At 72.3% G+C, this 17562-nt stretch carries 15 protein-coding genes and 1 pseudogene; 9 read left to right on the top strand and 7 right to left on the bottom strand.

The window, feature by feature from the left end:
* Positions 1-2 precede the first annotated feature (2 nt).
* The 5 genes and pseudogenes from JK359_RS32850 to glgX form a co-directional block, all read right to left on the bottom strand.
* Positions 3-1241, bottom strand: coding sequence for a putative hexosyltransferase (locus JK359_RS32850; protein WP_201843249.1), 1239 nt, complete (start codon positions 1239-1241; stop codon positions 3-5).
* A 23-nt stretch (positions 1242-1264) separates the two neighbouring features.
* Positions 1265-2044: pseudogene (locus JK359_RS32845) on the bottom strand (dolichyl-phosphate beta-glucosyltransferase); the annotation flags it as partial.
* A 75-nt stretch (positions 2045-2119) separates the two neighbouring features.
* Positions 2120-2815 (bottom strand): hypothetical protein, encoded by a 696-nt coding sequence (locus JK359_RS32840; RefSeq protein WP_236678807.1) that lies wholly within the window; start codon positions 2813-2815, stop codon positions 2120-2122.
* A gap of 10 nt (positions 2816-2825) precedes the next feature.
* Positions 2826-3332, bottom strand: a complete 507-nt coding sequence (locus JK359_RS32835; RefSeq protein ID WP_201843248.1) for a SigE family RNA polymerase sigma factor — start codon at positions 3330-3332, stop codon at positions 2826-2828.
* Positions 3333-3479: 147 nt separating this feature from the next.
* Positions 3480-5723 (bottom strand): glycogen debranching protein GlgX, encoded by a 2244-nt coding sequence (gene glgX, locus JK359_RS32830; protein ID WP_201843247.1) that lies wholly within the window; start codon positions 5721-5723, stop codon positions 3480-3482.
* A 233-nt stretch (positions 5724-5956) separates the two neighbouring features.
* Between glgX and JK359_RS32825 the strand changes: the two genes are divergently transcribed.
* The 8 genes from JK359_RS32825 to JK359_RS32790 all read left to right on the top strand — a co-directional run bounded on the left by JK359_RS32825 (position 5957) and on the right by JK359_RS32790 (position 13845).
* Positions 5957-7180 (top strand): L,D-transpeptidase, encoded by a 1224-nt coding sequence (locus tag JK359_RS32825; RefSeq protein ID WP_201843246.1) that lies wholly within the window; start codon positions 5957-5959, stop codon positions 7178-7180.
* Positions 7181-7343: 163 nt separating this feature from the next.
* On the top strand, positions 7344-8567 hold the full coding sequence (locus JK359_RS32820; protein ID WP_201843245.1) for a L,D-transpeptidase: 1224 nt from the start codon (positions 7344-7346) through the stop codon (positions 8565-8567).
* A 366-nt stretch (positions 8568-8933) separates the two neighbouring features.
* Positions 8934-9701: an enoyl-CoA hydratase/isomerase family protein gene (locus JK359_RS32815; protein ID WP_201843244.1), complete on the top strand. Its 768-nt coding sequence runs from the start codon at positions 8934-8936 to the stop codon at positions 9699-9701.
* A 299-nt stretch (positions 9702-10000) separates the two neighbouring features.
* Positions 10001-10504 carry an ATP-binding protein gene (locus JK359_RS32810; RefSeq protein WP_201843243.1) on the top strand — a complete coding sequence of 168 codons (504 nt, stop codon included), beginning with the start codon at positions 10001-10003 and terminating at the stop codon, positions 10502-10504.
* 76 nt (positions 10505-10580) lie between these two features.
* A complete protein-coding gene (locus tag JK359_RS32805; protein ID WP_201843242.1) occupies positions 10581-11387 on the top strand; it encodes a polysaccharide deacetylase family protein in 807 nt (268 codons plus the stop codon).
* A complete protein-coding gene (locus tag JK359_RS32800; protein ID WP_201843241.1) occupies positions 11387-12574 on the top strand; it encodes a YncE family protein in 1188 nt (395 codons plus the stop codon). The genes JK359_RS32805 and JK359_RS32800 overlap by 1 nt, the downstream gene beginning before the upstream one ends.
* 203 nt (positions 12575-12777) lie before the next feature.
* Positions 12778-12990: an EF-hand domain-containing protein gene (locus JK359_RS32795; protein WP_030179761.1), complete on the top strand. Its 213-nt coding sequence runs from the start codon at positions 12778-12780 to the stop codon at positions 12988-12990.
* A 192-nt stretch (positions 12991-13182) separates the two neighbouring features.
* Positions 13183-13845, top strand: coding sequence for an NADPH-dependent F420 reductase (locus JK359_RS32790; protein ID WP_201843240.1), 663 nt, complete (start codon positions 13183-13185; stop codon positions 13843-13845).
* Between the two features lie 14 nt (positions 13846-13859).
* Here the strand turns inward: JK359_RS32790 and JK359_RS32785 are convergent, their stop codons facing one another.
* Both JK359_RS32785 and JK359_RS32780 read right to left on the bottom strand, forming a co-directional pair.
* Positions 13860-14417 carry a glycoside hydrolase family 25 protein gene (locus JK359_RS32785; protein ID WP_201843239.1) on the bottom strand — a complete coding sequence of 186 codons (558 nt, stop codon included), beginning with the start codon at positions 14415-14417 and terminating at the stop codon, positions 13860-13862.
* A 35-nt stretch (positions 14418-14452) separates the two neighbouring features.
* Complete coding sequence (locus JK359_RS32780) at positions 14453-15484, bottom strand: phosphatidylinositol-specific phospholipase C domain-containing protein (RefSeq protein WP_201843238.1); 1032 nt, start codon at positions 15482-15484, stop codon at positions 14453-14455.
* A 295-nt stretch (positions 15485-15779) separates the two neighbouring features.
* On the opposite strand from JK359_RS32780, the gene JK359_RS32775 reads away from it, so the two are divergent.
* Positions 15780-17540: an endonuclease/exonuclease/phosphatase family protein gene (locus JK359_RS32775; RefSeq protein ID WP_201843237.1), complete on the top strand. Its 1761-nt coding sequence runs from the start codon at positions 15780-15782 to the stop codon at positions 17538-17540.
* The last annotated feature ends 22 nt before the right edge of the window (positions 17541-17562 follow it).

The following is a 17562-nucleotide window of genomic DNA, read 5'->3' as shown; positions in this document are numbered from 1 at the left end:
CCCTACGGCACCCCCAGCTCGAACAGCGCGTACCCGGCGTACGAGCCGGAGGCCAGCGCCGCGATGCCCAGCAGCGTGCACTGCACGGGCAGGCTCAGCCGGCGCATCCCGACCGCGAGCGGCAGGAACAGCGGGAAGCAGGGCAGCAGATAGCGGGAGATGTTGGCGACGATCTGCTGGCTGCCGAGGACCAGGGCGAGGGTGAGGACGGTGTACACGACCAGCACCGCCGGCGGGCGCAGCCGCAGCAGCAGCGGCAGGAGTCCGCAGGCGAGCAGGATGACACCGACCGAGATGAAGTCCGCGAAGGGGTAGGCGAAGAGGTAGTCGAACTTGCCCACGGGTACGGAGGTCAGCACGTCGAGGGTCTGCTCGCCGTAGTCGAAGGTGTGCGCCCAGGCACCCGACTGGAGCCTGAAGTAGCCGCCCAGGTCGCCCATGCGGTCGCCGACCCACAGCAGATAGCCGAACAGCCCGAGCGGGGCCACGGCCATGGCGAGCAGCGGGCGCAGGACGCCGTCCTCCCGGCAGCGCAGGGACAGCAGCGCGGCCACGCCGAGCGCGGCGATCAGCGCACCTGCCGTGGGCCGGTTGAGGCCGGCCGCGAAGGTGAGCACGCCGGCGGTCAGCCAGCGGCGGGTGAGAACGGCGTGGCAGGCCCACGCGGCCAGGGCCACGTACAGGGAGTCGGAGTAGACCGCCCACTCCACCCCGGAGCCCGGCCACACCGCCCACAGACCGGCCGCCGCGAGCCCGGCCCGCCGCCCCCCGAACCGGTCCGCGACCGCGTAGACGCCGAGGGCGGCGGCGAAGGAGGCGACGACCGAGACCAGCATCCCGGCGCCGTACGGGCCGAGGCCGGTGACCGCCGAGGTGATCCGCATCAGGGCCGGGTACAGCGGGAAGAACGCCGCCGAGTTCCCCTCCAGCGTGATCAGTCCGGTGGCACCCGGGACGGGGACCAGCTTCGGGTCGTAGCCGTGCAGGGCGATCTGCTGGTACCACCAGCCGTCCCAGGTGGCCAGCACGTCCCAGGCGTGCGCCCCGCCGCCGAACCGGGGGTGCCTGGTGCGGTAGGACCCGGTGGAGGACAGCAGATACATGAAGGAGCAGAAGCCGGCCAGCTTCAGCGCGCCGAACATGGCGAGGACCGGCCCGTGGTGGCGGGCGGCGGCCCGCAGCCGGCCGCGGGAACCGGACCGGGAGACCGGCGTGCGTATGTCGGGCAGGGTCGCGGTCATCCGGTCACCGGCCTCGGCCGGCGGCGCGCCAGGGCGCGGCGCATCCGTGCGATCCCGCGCAGGTCCGCCAGCGCGGTGGCGACGATGTCGACGCTGCTGTCGGGGTCGTCGACCCAGTCCACCGGAACCTCGTGGATCCGCAGCCCCGACCGCTCGGCGAGCACCAGCAGCTCGGTGTCGAAGAACCACTCCCCGTCCCGCACGAGCGGCAGCAGCCGTTCTGCGGTCTCCCGCCGGACCGCCTTGAAACCGCACTGGGCGTCCGAGAAACCGACGGCGAGCGTGCAGCGCAGCAGGACGTTGTAAGCGCGGGATATGACCTCGCGCTTGGTCCCGCGCACCACCCGCGCGCCGGGCGCGAGCCGGGTGCCGATGGCCACGTCGGAGTGGCCCGAGATCAGCGGGGCGACCAGCGGCAGCAGGGCGGTCAGCCCGGTGGACAGATCCACGTCGAGATAGGCCAGGACGGGCGCCCGGGAACCCGACCAGGCGGCCTGCAGCGCCCGGCCGCGGCCCTTCTCGGGCAGCCGCAGCGAGGTCACCTCGGGGAGTTCACGGGCCAGCCTGGCAGCGATGGCCGGGGTGCGGTCGGTGCTCGCGTTGTCCGCGATGGTGATCCGGAACGCGTAGGGGAAGGTGTCCCGCAGGTGCGCGTGCAGCCGGCGGACGTTCGGCTCCAGGTCCTTCTGTTCGTTGAACACCGGCACCGCCACGTCGAGGACGGGCTCCTCGGCGCTCGTCGGCAGGGGCGCGCGCAGCGGCGCGGGTGCCGCAGCCGGTGACCGGCCCGATCGGAGGTTCATCACGTAAGTCCCTGTTTGTTCCGGTTCTTTGGGCGTACTGAAGGAAGCGCTTGCGTGGGCGGAGGGCAAGGGCGGCTAGCCGGAGGGGCTGATCGCCGAGGTGGGTTCGTCCGGCGGCTCGCCGGTCGCACTCACCGTCGCCGTGGCCGGCGGTGTGGCGCTGCCGTCCCGGGAGCCGGCCGTGGCCGACGGCGGCCACTGCGTGGCGGTGGCCGAGGTCTCGGTGCGCGAGGGCGGTGCGGAGGTGGTCCAGGTGTCGTCCGGCGTCGGGGAGTCCGTCGAGGTCGAGGACGGCGGCGCGCTCGGTGACAGGGGCGGCGTCGGCGTCGGCGTCGGGGACGGCGAGGTGCTCGGAGCCGGACTCGGGCTGATCATCGGCCGGGGGTGCGGTGCGGTCGGCCGGTCGTCGGTCCGGCCGTGCGGCCACAGGAACAGCCCCAGGCCGAGGCCGGCCACCGCCAGCACGGAACCGGCGGCCCGGCGTGCGGCACGCACCCGGCGCCGGGCCCGCACGCCCGCGCGCAGCGCCTCCCGGTGCCGGTTCTCGAAGGCCGCGGGCTGCCGGTCCTGGTGCATGAGCCGCGTCAGCTGCCGCTCGAAACGGTCCGGTTGATCCATGCCCTCCGTCCGCTCCGCCCCGTCCGTGCGGCCGGTGCCCAGGGCGGGGCCGGTACGGTCCGGCCGGCCCCGGCGCTCCCCGTACTCCGGGCGCTCCCCGTGCGCCATACCGTCCAAGGCGTCATAGCCGTCCGTGCGATCCATGCGGTCCATGGGTTCTCCCTCACCCCACCGGCTCGATGACGTCGGCCAGCAGCCGGCGCAGCCGGGCCACCCCGCGCGCGGCATGGGACCGGGCCGTGCCCACCGGGCAGCCCAGGGCCTCCGCGACCTGCCGGTCGGGCAGGTCCTGGTAGTAGCGCAGCACCACGGCGGCCCGCTGTTGCGGCGTCAGCTGCGCGAGCGCCGCCTCCAGCCGGGAACGCTCGGCCACGGTCGCCGACATGTCGCCGGCCGCCGCCACCTCGGGCAGCACCTCCACGGGCCGCTCGCCCCACCAGCGCCGCCGGGCCGACCGGGCCGCGGCCCGCGCCAGCACCTTGCGGACATAGGCCTCGGGCGCCTCGTCGGCGACCTTCGCCCAGACGAACCACAGCTTGACCAAGGACTCCTGCAACAGGTCCTCGGCGCGGTGCCGGTCCCCGCCGGTGAGCAGACGGGCCAGGTGGAACAACACCGACCAGCGGGCCGCCACGAACGCGTCGTACTCACCGGCCCTGGTCTGCTCCATCCCCACGGTCCCCGTCCTCGCCGGCTGTCTACACCAGGGGAAAGGCCCTGGACCCCCGCCCGCGCTGCACCAGGCGAACGTGATCCGCGTCACGCACAGGCGGCGCACAGGCCCGGGAGAGTCTCTCGCACCGCCTCCCGGGCGGGATCAGGCGACCCGCAGCAGCAGTACCGCCCGCGCCTGCACCGTGATCTCGGCCCCGGCCGGGTGGACCGTGCCCGGCGCCACCGCCTGCTCCTCCGCGGAGGTGTCCACGACCACCTCGTACCGCTCCGCCCACGGCGGTCCCGGCAGCACGAAGTCCGTCGGCCGGTCGCCCGCGTGCAGGACGGCGAGGAAGCTGTCGTCCACCACCGGCGCGCCCCGCTCGTCCCGGCCCGGGATGTCCCGCCCGGAGAGGTACATGCCCAGCGTGGCCGCGGGCGCGTACCAGTCTCCCTCGGTCATCTCCGCGCCCCGCGCGGTGAACCAGGCCAGGTCGCGCAGCCCGTCCGCGGTCTGGGCCCGGCCGGAGAAGAAGGCCCGCCGGCGCAGCACCGGATGCCGGTGGCGCAGCGCGATCAGCCGCGAGGTCAGCTCGCACAGCGCCCGCCAGCCGGGATCCTCCAGCAGGGACCAGTCCAGCCAGCTGATCTCGTTGTCCTGGCAGTAGGCGTTGTTGTTGCCGCGCTGGGTGCGGCCGAGTTCGTCGCCGGCCACCAGCATGGGCACACCGGTGGACAGCAGCAGGGTGGTCAGCAGGTTCCGCAGCTGCCGGCGCCGCAGCGCCCGCACCCGCTCGTCGTCGGTCTCGCCCTCCGTGCCGCAGTTCCAGGACCGGTTGTCGTGCGTGCCGTCCCGGTTGTTCTCGCCGTTGGCGTCGTTGTGCTTGGACTCGTACGACACCAGGTCGCGCAGGGTGAAACCGTCGTGCGCGGTGACGAAGTTGACCGAGGCGTAGGGGCGCCGGCCGCCCCAGGCGTACAGGTCGCTGGAGCCGGACAGGCGGTAGCCCATCTCGCGGACGTCGGGCAGGGCGTGCCGCCAGAAGTCCCGGACGGCGTTGCGGTAGCGGTCGTTCCATTCGGTCCACAGGGGTGGGAAGGCCCCCACCTGGTAGCCCCCGGAGCCGATGTCCCAGGGCTCGGCGATGAGCTTCACCCGGCGCAGCACCGGGTCCTGGGCGATCACCGCGAGGAACGGGGACAGCATGTCGACGTCGTGCATCGAGCGGGCCAGCGCCGCCGCGAGGTCGAAGCGGAAGCCGTCGACACCCATCTCGGTCACCCAGTACCGCAGCGAGTCGGTGATCAGCCGCAGCACCTGGGGCTGGACGACGTGCAGGGTGTTGCCGCAGCCGGTGTAGTCGGCGTACCGGCGGGCGTCGTCCTGGAGCCGGTAGTAGCCGCGGTTGTCGATGCCCTTCAGGGACAGCGACGGCCCCAGCTCGCCGGCCTCCGCGGTGTGGTTGTAGACCACGTCGAGGATGACCTCGATGCCGGCCGCGTGCAGTGCGCGCACCATCCGCTTGAACTCGCCGACCTGCTGGCCGGTCGTACCGGAGGCGGCGTAGGCGGCGTGCGGGGCGAAGTAGCCGATGGAGTTGTAGCCCCAGTAGTTCTTCAGACCCCGGCGCAGCAGGTGGTCCTCGTGCGCGAACTGGTGCACGGGCAGCAGTTCGACGGCCGTGACGCCCAGTCCGGTCAGGTGCGCTATCGCGGCCGGGTGGGCGAGCCCGGCGTAGGTGCCGCGCAGTTCCCCGGGGATGTCCGGGTGCAGCCTGGTGAAGCCGCGCACGTGCAGCTCGTAGATGACCGAGTCCGCCCACGGCGTCTTGGGGCGGCGGTCGTCGGACCAGTCGTCGTCGTCATGGACGACCACGCCCTTCGGCACGTGCGGCGCCGAGTCCCGTTCGTCGCGCACGGTGTCGGCCACCTGCTGGTCCGGCCAGTCCCGGACGTGCCCGTACACCTCCGGCGGCAGCCCGAACTCGCCGTCCACCGCGCGGGCGTAGGGGTCGAGCAGCAGCTTGGCCGGGTTCCAGCGGGCACCGGTCCACGGATCCCAGCGCCCGTCCACCCGGAAGCCGTACCGCTGCCCCGGCATCACGCCCGGCACGAAGCCGTGCCAGATCTCGTGCGTCAGTTCGGTCAGCGGGATCCGCGTCTCCCGGCCCCCCTCGTCGAACAGACACAGCCGCACCCCCTCCGCCCCGGCTGCCCACAGCGCGAAGTTGGTGCCTGCGACCCCGTCCGGGCCGACCCGGAACCGTGCCCCCAGCGGGGTCGGTGCACCGGGCCACACGGGCGGGACGGGCGGTACGGCCCGCCGCGCGCCGTTCACCGCCGCCGGTTGCCCGCTCCCGGCGGCCGGCTCCTCGGCCGGTGCCCGCTGCTCGGCTGCGCTCGTCACTGTCGGCCCCTCTTCTCAGTGGCTCGCCCGAGGGGCGCGGTCGGCCGTGCCGAGCAGCCGGGGGAGCGTTTCGGCAACCCCCGGTTCCACGGCACGACCGCGCCCCGACGGCTCCGGCCGGGCTGGGGACACCCCTTCTGGGGAGGCTCCCCGTGTCGTCCTTCCCTCTGTTCTGCCCAGCGCGTGGCTCGCACTCACGTTTCCCCGGAGCGGGCACGGTCGTTGAGCCCGGTGTGAGGCACGTACAAGGACGCGCACGGCGCGCGGGGGCCGCGTTGGCCGCGGTACTGACATGGGCGGGGCTGCTGGCGGGCTGCTCCTCGGACGGCTCGGGGCCGCTGGGCATGGGCGGGGCGCTGGTCAAGCCCCCGGCCCCCGAGGACGTCATCCGGGTGACACCCGACGACGGCAGCAAGGGCGTACGCCCCGGCGAACGGTTCCAGGTCCGGGTGCCCGGCGGGCGCCTGGAGAAGGTGACGGTCGTGCGGTCGCAGGACGCACAGGAGACCCCGGTCCCGGGGCGGATCAGCGAGGACGGCCTGTCCTGGCGGCCGGACGGGAACGGGCTGGCGCTGGCCGCCCGCTACACCGTCGACGTGGTGGCGCTGGACGCGCACGGCCGCCGTTCGGCCCGGCACACCACGTTCACCACCTACGTCCCCGACGAGCGGTTCATCGGCTACGTCACCCCGGAGAACCGCGCCACCGTCGGCACCGGGATGATCGTCTCGCTCTCCTTCAGCCGGGAGATCGAGAACCGCGCCGCCGTCGAAAGCGCGGTCCACGTCACCGCCCGGCCCCCCGTCGAGATCCGCCCGCACTGGTTCGGCAAGGGCCGCCTGGACTTCCGCCCCGAGCAGTACTGGAAGCCCGGCACCGAGGTCACCGTCGACCTGGACCTGCGGGACGTCGAGGGCGCCCGTGGCGTCTACGGGCTCCAGGACAAGACGTTCACCTTCACCGTCGGCCGCAGCCAGGTCTCGCTGGTCGACGCGGCCAGGCACACCATGGCCGTACGGCGCGACGGGCAGCTCCTGACCACCGTCCCGATCACCGCGGGTGCCCCCAAGCACCCGACGTACAACGGGAAGATGGTGGTGATGGACATGCTGGAGGTCACCCGCATGAACAGCCGGACGGTCGGATTCGGCGGCGAGTACGACATCCCCGACGTCCCGCACGCCATGAAGCTCACCGACTCCGGCACCTTCCTGCACGGCAACTACTGGGCCCCGGACGCTCCCGGCCAGACCAACGTCAGCCACGGCTGCGTGGGTCTGATGGACGTGAAGGGCGGCAGCTCGGACACCCCGGCGGGCTGGTTCTTCGACCGCAGCCTCGTCGGTGACGTCATCGAGGTGGTCAACAGCAAGGACAAGACCGTCGCCCCCGACAACGGCCTCGGCGGATGGAACATGGCCTGGAAGGAGTGGAAGGCCGGCAGCGCGGTGAAATAACCAGGTGGGGGGGTGCGGTGCGCGGTGAGGACGTCAGGCGGAAGTTGCGACAGAACGGTGACCTTCCCCTGACGCCTTGCTCAAAACCTGGCAGTTAATATGCGCGCAGCAGTGTGGTGGGGAGCGGGCCGGGGAGGCCCGGCGAGGGGAGAACAAATTGAACATGCGGCCTGTAACGGGGGCGTCGGCGAGGGGACGGCGAGGCCGTAGGGGACTGGCAGCGATAGCCGGCGCCCTGGTGCTGTCGCTCGCCGCGTGCGGCGGGGGCGAGGACTCCGGGGCCGGCTCCGGGAACGGCAAGGGCAAGGACGCCGTCAAGGGCGGACAGTCCGCGGCCGCCGTCACCATCGCGCCCAAGTCCGGCGCCACCGGCGTCGACACCAGCGGGGCGCTCAAGGTCAGCGTCGCCAAGGGCAAGCTGACCGAGGTCACGGTCAAGGACGAGAAGGGCGCGAAGGTCGCCGGGGCGATCACCGGGGGCGGCGCCTCCTGGACGCCGTCGCGTCACCTGGCCGCGGCCACCAAGTACACCGTGCACGCGGTCGCGAAGGACTCCGAGGGGCGCGAGTCCGCCGAGGACGCCAGCTTCACGACGCTCACCCCGCAGAACACCTTCGCCGGCACCTTCACGCCCGAGGACGGCTCCACGGTCGGCGTCGGCATGCCGTTCTCCGTCCACTTCACGCGGGGCATCACCAACCCGGACGACGTCGAGAAGGCCATCCGCATCAGGACCGAGCCTGCCGTCGACGTCGAGGGCCATTGGTTCGGCAACGACCGCCTGGACTTCCGTCCCGAGCAGTACTGGAAGGAAGGCACGAAGGTCACCGTCGACCTCGACCTGGACGGCGTCGAGGGCCGCGACGGCGTCTACGGCGAGCAGCACAAGACCGTGAAGTTCACCATCGGCCGCAACCAGGTCTCCGTCGTGGACGCCAAGAAGCACACGATGAAGGTCACCCAGGACGGCAAGACCGTCAAAACCATCCCGGTCACCACCGGCAAGCCCGGCTACGACACGTGGAACGGGCAGATGGTCATGAGCGAGAAGCTCACGGTGACCCGGATGAACGGCGAGACGGTCGGCTACGGCGGCGAGTACGACATCAAGGACGTCCCGCACGCCATCCGCCTCACCACCTCCGGCACCTTCATCCACGGCAACTACTGGGGCGGCGGCGCCTTCGGGAACTTCAACGCCAGCCACGGCTGCGTCGGCCTGCGGGACGTGCGCGGCGGCTACGACAGCTCCGTCCCGGCGGCCTGGTTCTTCAACCACTCGATGATCGGGGACGTCGTGGTCGTGAAGAACTCCGACGACCGCACGGTGGACCCGGCCAACGGCCTCAACGGCTGGAACATGTCCTGGGCCGACTGGAAGAAGTGAGCCCCGGCCGACGTACGGGCCCGGTGCCGGAACCCACGGCACCGGGCCCGTTGCCGTTCTCCCCGGCCGAATGTGACCGACCGCACCGGCCCGGCAGCCGTTGGTCCCCGTGCTGTGCCTGTCCGGGGGCAACCCCCGGACCCCCGGCCGGATGTGACCGACCGCACCGGCCCGGCAGCCGTTAGTCCCCGTGCTGTGCCTGTCCGGGGGCAACCCCCGGACCCCCGGCCGAATGTGACCGACCGCACCGGCCCGGCAGCCGTTAGTCCCCGTGCTGTGCCTGTCCGGGGGCAACCCCCGGACCCCCGGCCGAATGTGACCGACCGCACCGGCCCGGCAGCCGTTAGTCCCCGTTAACCTGCCTTCATGACCGTCACTCTCGAAGTCGCCGAAGGCGTCGGCACGCTGCGTCTGGACCGGCCGCCGATGAACGCGCTGGACGTGGCCACCCAGGACCGGCTGAAGGAACTCGCCGAGGAGGCCACGCGCCGCGACGACGTGCGCGCCGTGGTGATCTACGGCGGCGAGCGGGTGTTCGCGGCGGGCGCGGACATCAAGGAGATGCAGGACATGGACCACACCGGGATGGTCCTGCGCGCCCGCGCCCTGCAGGACTCCTTCACCGCCGTGGCCCGCATCCCCAAGCCCGTCGTCGCGGCCGTCACCGGCTACGCGCTGGGCGGCGGCTGCGAGCTGGCCCTGTGCGCCGACTTCCGGATCGCCGCCGACAACGCCAAGCTCGGCCAGCCCGAGATCCTGCTCGGCCTCATCCCGGGCGCCGGCGGCACCCAGCGGCTGCCCCGGCTGGTCGGCCCCTCCAAGGCCAAGGACCTCATCTTCACCGGCCGTCAGGTCAAGGCCGACGAGGCCCTCGCCATCGGCCTGGTGGACCGGGTCGTCCCGGCCGCCGAGGTCTACGAGCAGGCCCACGCCTGGGCCGCCCGGCTCGCCCAGGGTCCGGCGATCGCGCTGCGCGCGGCCAAGGAGTCCGTCGACACCGGCCTGGAGACCGACATCGACACCGGCCTCGCCGTCGAACGGAACTGGTTCGCGGGTCTGTTCGCCACCGAGGACCGCGCCGAGGGCATGCGCAGCTTCGTGGAGGAGGGGCCGGGCAAGGCCAAGTTCCGCTGAGCGTCAGCCGTGCGGACTTCGCGCTGACTCGCGCGGGTGGCCCTGCCGTCGACGCGTCGTCTCATCCGGGTCCCTCGATGGGGCGGTTTATGGAAGCCTTAAGGCAACCTTAAGTCTGCCGTATCGAGGGAGATCGGCGATTGCCCGGGAGCGATCCGTCGTCGCAGGTCAGTCGGGCCGCACCGGACGGTGCCATGCCTACGGCATATGACGGTCGCCTGGAGTGGAGCGGGGGCGTACGGGGGGCGTATTCCTGCGGAACGGCCCCCAAGTCGGCCGCGGGCGGCCATCATGGGGGCATGGCGGGGCTGGAGGGCATCGAACAGCCACGGGGACACGGCCGTACTGCCGCGGCACGCTGGTCTCCCGCGGTCGAGGACGAACAGGCGCTGAAGGCGCTCGAACTGTTCGGAAACCCGACGGAGGCAGAGGTCCCGCTGCCGTCCCGCCCGGAGTCCGCGGCCACCGCGCGCCGCCTCGCCCAGGTCGTCGTCCTGCGCACCTGGCGGCTCACCCCCAAGCTCGCCGAGGACGCCGTCCTGCTCGTGTCGGAACTCGTCGGCAACGCCGTACGGCACACCGGCGCCCGCGTCTTCGGCCTCCGCATGCGCCGCCGCACCGGCTGGATCCGGGTGGAGGTCCGTGACCCCTCGCGCGGCCTGCCCTGTCTGATGCCGGTCCAGGAACTGGACGTCAGCGGACGCGGCCTGTTCCTGGTGGACAAGCTCTCCGACCGCTGGGGCGTCGACCTGCTGCCGCGGGGCAAGACGACCTGGTTCGAGATGCGGGTCGCCGACCGCTAGCGGACTCCGGGCGCCGCGACCCGAAAGGGCCCCACCATCGGGCTAATCGGCGGTTTTCGTACCAACCACCCCTTAAATGGTGCGAGTGACCACCACCAACCGACGCGGGGTGCTGCGCGCGGGCGCCGGTGTCGTCGCCGGGGGTGCGCTCACCGCCGGTTGCGGCACCGGCCAGGCCGCCGCGCCCCGTGCCACCCCCACCCCCACGACGACCCCCGCCCCGGTCCCCGCCTCCCCCTCCGCGCGCCCCTCGTCGGCCCCCGTTCCGCGCGCCTACCCCGGTCTGCCCGTCCACATCACGCACGGCCCGCGCACCCGCGCCCAGGTGGCCCTCACCTTCCACGGCCAGGGCGATCCCGCACTCGCCCGCACCCTGCTCACCACGGCCGAGCGGCACGGCGCCCGGCTGACCGTGCTCGCCGTCGGCAGCTGGCTGGACACGCACCCGGACCTCGCCCGCCGCATCCTCGACGGCGGCCACGACCTCGGCAACCACACCCAGCGGCACGTCTCCGTCAACGCCATGTCCGAGGCCGACGCGCGCCGGGAGATCACCGACTGCGCCGAGCGGCTCCAGCGGCTGACCGGGTCCATCGGCACCTGGTTCCGCCCCTCCCGCACCGCGACCGCCACTCCGCTCGTCGCCCGGCTGGCCCGCACCGCCGGCTACCCGCACGTGCTGTCGTACGAGGTCGACTCGCTCGACTACACCCGCCCCGGCGCCGCAGCCGTCACCCGCAAGGTGCTCGCCGACGTGCGGAACGGATCCGTGGTGAGCCTGCACTTCGGCTATGCGGACACCGTCACCGCCCTCCCCGACGTCCTGAACGAACTCGGCCGCCGCGGAATGCGCGCGGTCACCACCACGGAGCTGCTGAGCTGATGCGAACCACGAAAGCCGCCCGCCTGCTGGCCGCCGGTGCCGCCGTCACCGCCCTGACCCTGCTGTCCGCGTGCGGCGGCGGCGCCCGGCACGAGAACGAGGCCGTCGCCAGCAAGGCGCCGGTCCAGCCGGAGGTGCGCAAGCAGCCGCAGGTGAACGTGCTGCCCGGGATGCCGCCGGTGGAGGACCCGGCCGACCTCTACGCCGCCGACCGGCCAGGCCGGCTCTCGCCCGTGGTCAAGGACTTCCCCGCGCGGGTCTACGTCCCCAACACCAACTCCGACACGGTCACCGTCATCGACCCCGCGACCTACCGGGTCGTCGAGACCATCCCGGTCGGCCGCCAGCCCCAGCACGTCGTACCGTCCTGGGACCTGAAGACCCTCTGGGTCAACAACGACCTCGGTAACAGCCTCACCCCCATCGACCCGCGCACCGGCAAGGCCGGCAAGCCGGTCGACGTGCACGACCCGTACAACCTGTACTTCACGCCCGACGGCAAGTACGCCGTCGTCATGGCCTCCATGGACCGTCAGCTCGTCTTCCGGGACGCGCACACCATGAAGGTCGTCAAGGCCGTCCCGGTCAGCTGCTACGGCGTCAACCACGCCGACTTCTCCGCCGACGGCCGCTACTTCATCGTCTCCTGCGAGTTCAGCGGCGAGGTCCTCAAGGTCGACACGGCCGCCATGAAGGTCGTCGCCCAGGAGAGGCTGCCGCTGAAGGGCGCCATGCCGCAGGACGTCAAGATCTCCCCGGACGGCAAGCTGTTCTACATCGCCGACATGGTCGCCGACGGCGTGTGGATCCTCGACGGCGACAAGTTCACCCGGCCCACGTTCCTCGCCACCGGCAAGGGCGCCCACGGCCTCTACGTCAGCCGGGACTCGCGCGTGATGTACATCTCCAACCGGGGCGAGGGCACCATCTCCCTCTTCGACTTCACCCGCAAGCGGCTCACCGGGAAGTGGCGCCTGCCCGGTGGCGGCAGCCCCGACATGGGCGGGGTCTCGGCCGACGGCAAGGTGCTGTGGCTCTCCGGCCGCTACAACGCCGAGGTGTACGCCATCGACACCCGCACCGGCACCGAACTGGCCCGGATCAAGGTCGGCAGCGGCCCCCACGGCCTCGCCGTCTACCCCCAGCCCGGCCGCTACTCACTGGGGCACACCGGCATCTTCCGCTGAGCCGGACCGGCCGGACGCGCCGTCACGGCCGTGGACCGGCGACGGCACCGGACTTTCCGCCGTCGGCCGGCCGGCGGCCCCGCCCCCGCGCGCCGGGGAGCCCCCCGGGTGGTCGCCGCACCCCGCATCTCCGGGGGCCGTTAATCTGACCAGCGTCAGTACGCCAGCACGGCATGAGAAACACGAACAAAAGGGGCGGATCGGTGGCGGACATCGAGGAAGCACGCAAGCAGTTCCAGCGGATCGACGCGGACGGTGACGGTTTCATCACCGCAGCGGAGTTCAAGTCCGCCCTGGCCCAGGAAGGTGACTGGAACGTCACCGAGACGGTCGCGGAGGCCATCATCAGGACCCGCGACCTCAACGGCGACAAGGTGCTGTCGTTCGACGAGTTCTGGGCCTACCTGAGCAAGTGACCCGATGACGGCAGGGGGTGCCCGTCCCGCACGGGGAGGGGCACCCCTGCGCGCCTGCTCCGAGGTGTGGGCCGCCCCGCGGCGGCGCTGCGCGCGAACCGGTCGGCGGAGCGCGGGAACAGGCCGGCGGCCGGTGTGGTTGACCCCCGTGACAGAGGCATGCACGTGCATGAATCATCCGGAAGGTCAGCCATGAAGATCGGCATCATCGGTGCGGGAAACATCGGCGGCAACCTCACCCGGCGGCTCACCGCCCTCGGACACGACGTCTCCGTGGCCAACTCCCGCGGCCCGGAGACGCTCCGGGAACTGGCCGAGGAGACCGGCGCCACGGCGGTCCGGGCTGTGGACGCGGCCAAGGGCGCCCAGGTGGTGGTCGTCACCGTCCCGCTGAAGGCGGTCCCGGGCCTGCCCGCCGGGCTGCTGGACGGCGCCGCCGACCCGGTCGCGGTGATCGACACCGGCAACTACTACCCGCAGCAGCGGGACGGCCGGATCGCCGCCATCGAGGACGAGGGCCTCACCGAGAGCCGCTGGACCGAGCAGCACCTCGGCCACCCGGTGATCAAGGCCTTCAACGGCACCTACGCCCAGGACATCCTGGACCGCCCCCGCCCCGCGGGCGACCCCGAACGCATGGCCCTCCCGGTCGCCGGCGACGACGAGACGGCCAAGAAGACCGTCCGCGACCTGATCGACGAACTCGGCTTCGACACGGTCGACGCGGGCACCGTCGCCGACTCCTGGCGCCAGCAGCCCGGCACCCCCGTCTACGGTCTGCGCGCAGGCGTGGACGCGGTGCGCAAGGCCCTCGCCGAGGCGTCACCGGAACGCCCGGCGGACTTCAGGGGCTGACCTGGCCGGTGCCCTCACGCGCCGCCGGCCCACTCCCTGAGTGCGGCCGCGGTCGCGAAGTTCGCCACGTCCTTGTCGTGGGGGTCGCTGGTGTACTGGTGGAACAGCCACTTGGCCTTGATGCGGGGCTTGCCGGCGGACACGTAGTCGGCTATCCACAGGGCGTCGCCGGCGTAGGAGGTCGTGTCGACCGTCAGCCAGAAGTCACGGTTCGTGTAGAGGACCACCCGGTTGTGCGGGCGTAACTCCTTCACCTTCCGGATGAAACGGTCCTTCTCGGCGTTGCTCGCGCGGGTGCCGTCGCCGGTGGTCTCCCAGTCGACGGCGAGGATGTCGCCGCGGCGTTCCGGGGCGTGCTGGACGAAGTACTCGGCCTGGGCGGTGAGGTTCCCGGGCCACAGGAAGTGGTAGAAGCCGACGACCAGTCCGGCGTCGCGGCCCCTCTTCGTCTGCGCGGCCAGCCGGGGATTGACGTACGAACGGCCCTCCGTCGCCTTGACGAAGACGAAGGAGAGGCCGTTCGTGGCATAGGACGAGGACTGGTAGGCGCTTACGTCGATGCCATGCAGCATGTGATGGTTGTCCCCCGTGCGCGCCCGCCGGAACCTCAGCCCCGGGTGGTCACCGAGCCCAGCACCGACGCGGACTTCGCCGACCAGTCGGAGGTGATCAGGCTCGCGTGGTTCCCGGCCAGCAGGGCGAGGCGGGCGGCGACCTCGGCGTCCGTCGGGTCGGTGGAGGAGATCGCCGGGGACACGCCGGGGGCGTCCGTCGTGATCAGGATGTAGTGGTTGGCGGAGTAGAACGACGTGTCGTAGCCGTTGCCGACGTAGGTCGCCGCGTCGCCGTCGAAGAACACGAACCAGGGACGGATCGAGGCGTCGTAGCGGCCGGTGCGCGGATCGCCGTTCTCGGCGCCCAGTACCGCGGGGAAGGCCTGCGCCTGGTCGGTACGGCCGACGGCGTACAGGTCACGCAGATGGTCGCCGTACTCCTCGTCCGTCCAGTAGTGGTCGAACGGGTTGGCCTTCTCCACCGTGCCCGGGATCAGTTCGAAGAGGAACTTGCCCCTGAGCGCGTCGCGGGAGGGCCAGGCGTCCGCCTTCGCGGCGGAGTCCAGCGAGGGGTACGTCCCGGCGAGCAGGTCGGCCGGCTTGTAGACGCTGCTGCCGAGCTTCTGCCGGACGAGCGTGTCGAACTCGTCGGGGCCGAGGCCGGCCCTGTCGTTGAAGCCGACCTTGAACTCGACCTTGACGACGATCGGCGGGTGGTCGGGGTGCAGCTGGTTCCAGGCGGCCATGTCGTCCAGGCAGCCGCCGAGGTCCTGGTTGCGGCTCTTGCCGTACAGCTCGCCCGGTGCCTTCGCCGCCTCGCAGTTGTTGTCGTTGCCCCACGGGTTGCTGTGGCTGACCCGCCAGCGGTGGCTGAGGGTGTCGGCGTACACGTCCAGCTCCAGCAGCGAGGCGCCGGAGTCCAGGGCCTGGGCGAAGTACGGGTACTTGGACTTCTCGTAGGCGTTGTGCGTGCCGATGGCCGTCGTCCCGGAGAACTTCGGCGCGGCCGCGTGGGCGGAGTCGGGTACCACCAGCACAAGCGCGGCGGCGCTCAGCAGCGCCGCCAGCCGTCTCACTGCTCGCATGCGGTCAAGTCCCCTTTTGAATAGGCGAGTTGAGTCGGCGTTCAGCGTACGGCGGGGTGGTTGCCGCGGGGTGGCCCCAGGACGGCGTCCGGATGCGCAGGAGTCGGGCACTCACGACGTGCTGTGCACAGCAGGTGTTCACCCGGGGCGGCCCCAGGGGCGCCTTCCGGGGACCGGTGCGATCCGATTTCCCTTCTGAGCACTGGAACGTGGCCATCTGGCGTTCATGTGGGAGTCGCCGGAGGAAGGCTAGCTGGGGTCAAAGTTATCTATACAACTTTGGGAGCCCGTCACCGTGTCATCCCCCTCCGAGACCGCAGCCGGGAGCAGCATCACCCGCGCCACCCCGGCACCCCCGCAACGCGGCGACAAAGTGACCTTCACCTGGGCGACGGACACGCCCGACCCCAAGAACTGGATCGGCGTCCTCGCCGGCGACCGGCTGCCCGGCAGCGGCAGCAACCCCCTGGTCTGGGCGTACGTTCCCGGCGCCACCGGACAGACGACCCTGGACACCTCCCAGCTGAGCGGCGGGCCGTACACCGCCTGTCTGCTGGCCAAGGACGGCTACGGCGTCCTGGCCCGGACCGAGCCGTTCAGCTTCGCCGGAGCGCCCTCCGGGGACTCCGTCACCCTGACCACGCCCACCCCGCACGAGGGTGACAAGCTCTCCTTCCACTGGACGACGGACGCACCGGACGCCAAGAACTGGGTCGGCGTGTACGACGGCGACCGGCAGCCCGGTCACGGCTCCTCCCTCGCCTGGGAGTACACGCCCGGCGCCACCGGTGACGTCACCCTCGACACCTCCGGGCTCGGCAGCGGCTCGTACACCGCGTACCTGCTGGCGAAGGACGGCTACGGCGTGCTCGCCCGCACCGCCCCGTTCAGCGTCGCGGCCCGCCCGGTCGACCCGCGCCCGTACGCGGTCGTGGACGCCGTCACCACCGGCGCGCAGACCGCGGGCACCTCGTTCACGGTGAAGCTCGGCGGACTGTGGATCCGGCCGCAGGGCAACGCCCCCGGCAGCGCGGCCTTCGAGCGCCTCTCCGGCGACCGGTGGCTGTCCGTCGCCGCCGACGGAACGGTCAGCGGCACGGCGCCCGTCCTCGCGCCGCGCACGCCCGGCCGGATGGTGGTCTCGGTCACCGACGGCGTCGCCGGCTCCGACACCGTCACCGTGCAGGTCCCGGTGCGTGCCTCCCGCGACCGGTTGCGGCTGAAGGTCGCCACGCTGAACCTCTGGGACGGCGGCACCCACGTCGACGGCGCCCTGGAGAAGCAGCTGCGCCTGGTGCTCACCCAGGGCTGGGACGCCGTCGCCCTCCAGGAGTGCGCCGACGGCGCCGCCGAGAAGCTCGCCGGCGCGCTCGGCTGGCACGCCCACCAGGCCGGCGGCCTGGGTCTCGTGAGCCGCTACCCGCTCACCGACACCGTCGCCCCCGCCCCGGAACTGCCGGCCACCGCGGCGACCCTGCGACTGCCCGGCGACCGCACGGTACGCCTGTGGTCGGCCCAGCTGGACGAGGGCGACTACGGGCCGTACGCCCTCGCGGCGGGCCGGACGCCCGCGCAGGTCGAGGCGGCGGAGAAGGAGACGGCGCGCTACCGGCAGGTGCAGGCGCTGGTCGCCGCGCTGCGGCCGGAGCTGGCCGCCCGGAGGCCCGTCGTGCTGGCGGCCGGACTCGCCTCGCCGTCCCACCACGACTGGACGAGCCGTACGGCGTCCGCGCACGCGGGAATGGGGCGGGTCCGCTGGCCCGTCACCGAGGCGCTGGAGCGGGCCGGCCTCGTCGACGCCTTCCGCGCGGCCCACCCCGACCCGGTGAAGGAGCCCGGCACCACCTGGTCCCCCGTCAGGCCGCGGCACGAGGGCGGCGGGGCGGAACCGCAGGACCGCATCGACCAGGTCCAGTTCGCGGGCCGGCTCAAGGTCCTGGAGGCGCACACCCTGTGCACCGGCTGGCCCCGGCCGGTACCGGACACCGCCGGCAACGGCTGGCCCTCCGACCACGCCGCCGCCGTCGTCACGTTCTCCCTCCCCGCCCGCGGCTGACCCCCCGACGCACCGAAGGACT

It is taken from the genome of Streptomyces actinomycinicus (genome assembly GCF_016741775.1).
GTDB lineage: Bacteria > Actinomycetota > Actinomycetes > Streptomycetales > Streptomycetaceae > Streptomyces > Streptomyces actinomycinicus.
The sequence above is the reverse complement of the archived record's forward strand: the minus strand, read 5'-3'. Positions and strand labels throughout refer to the sequence as shown.

What these genes read in the sequence shown, in the direction of transcription:
- JK359_RS32835 (WP_201843248.1), bottom strand. Translation starts at nt 3,332, where the DNA reads ATGGAGCAGACCAGGGCCGGTGAGTACGACGCGTTCGTGGCGGCCCGC.
- JK359_RS32850 (WP_201843249.1), bottom strand. Translation starts at nt 1,241, where the DNA reads ATGACCGCGACCCTGCCCGACATACGCACGCCGGTCTCCCGGTCCGGT.
- JK359_RS32815 (WP_201843244.1), top strand. Translation starts at nt 8,934, where the DNA reads ATGACCGTCACTCTCGAAGTCGCCGAAGGCGTCGGCACGCTGCGTCTG.
- JK359_RS32805 (WP_201843242.1), top strand. Translation starts at nt 10,581, where the DNA reads ATGGTGCGAGTGACCACCACCAACCGACGCGGGGTGCTGCGCGCGGGC.
- JK359_RS32790 (WP_201843240.1), top strand. Translation starts at nt 13,183, where the DNA reads ATGAAGATCGGCATCATCGGTGCGGGAAACATCGGCGGCAACCTCACC.
- JK359_RS32810 (WP_201843243.1), top strand. Translation starts at nt 10,001, where the DNA reads ATGGCGGGGCTGGAGGGCATCGAACAGCCACGGGGACACGGCCGTACT.
- JK359_RS32820 (WP_201843245.1), top strand. Translation starts at nt 7,344, where the DNA reads ATGCGGCCTGTAACGGGGGCGTCGGCGAGGGGACGGCGAGGCCGTAGG.
- JK359_RS32785 (WP_201843239.1), bottom strand. Translation starts at nt 14,417, where the DNA reads ATGCTGCATGGCATCGACGTAAGCGCCTACCAGTCCTCGTCCTATGCC.
- JK359_RS32780 (WP_201843238.1), bottom strand. Translation starts at nt 15,484, where the DNA reads ATGCGAGCAGTGAGACGGCTGGCGGCGCTGCTGAGCGCCGCCGCGCTT.
- JK359_RS32840 (WP_236678807.1), bottom strand. Translation starts at nt 2,815, where the DNA reads ATGGACCGCATGGATCGCACGGACGGCTATGACGCCTTGGACGGTATG.
- JK359_RS32800 (WP_201843241.1), top strand. Translation starts at nt 11,387, where the DNA reads ATGCGAACCACGAAAGCCGCCCGCCTGCTGGCCGCCGGTGCCGCCGTC.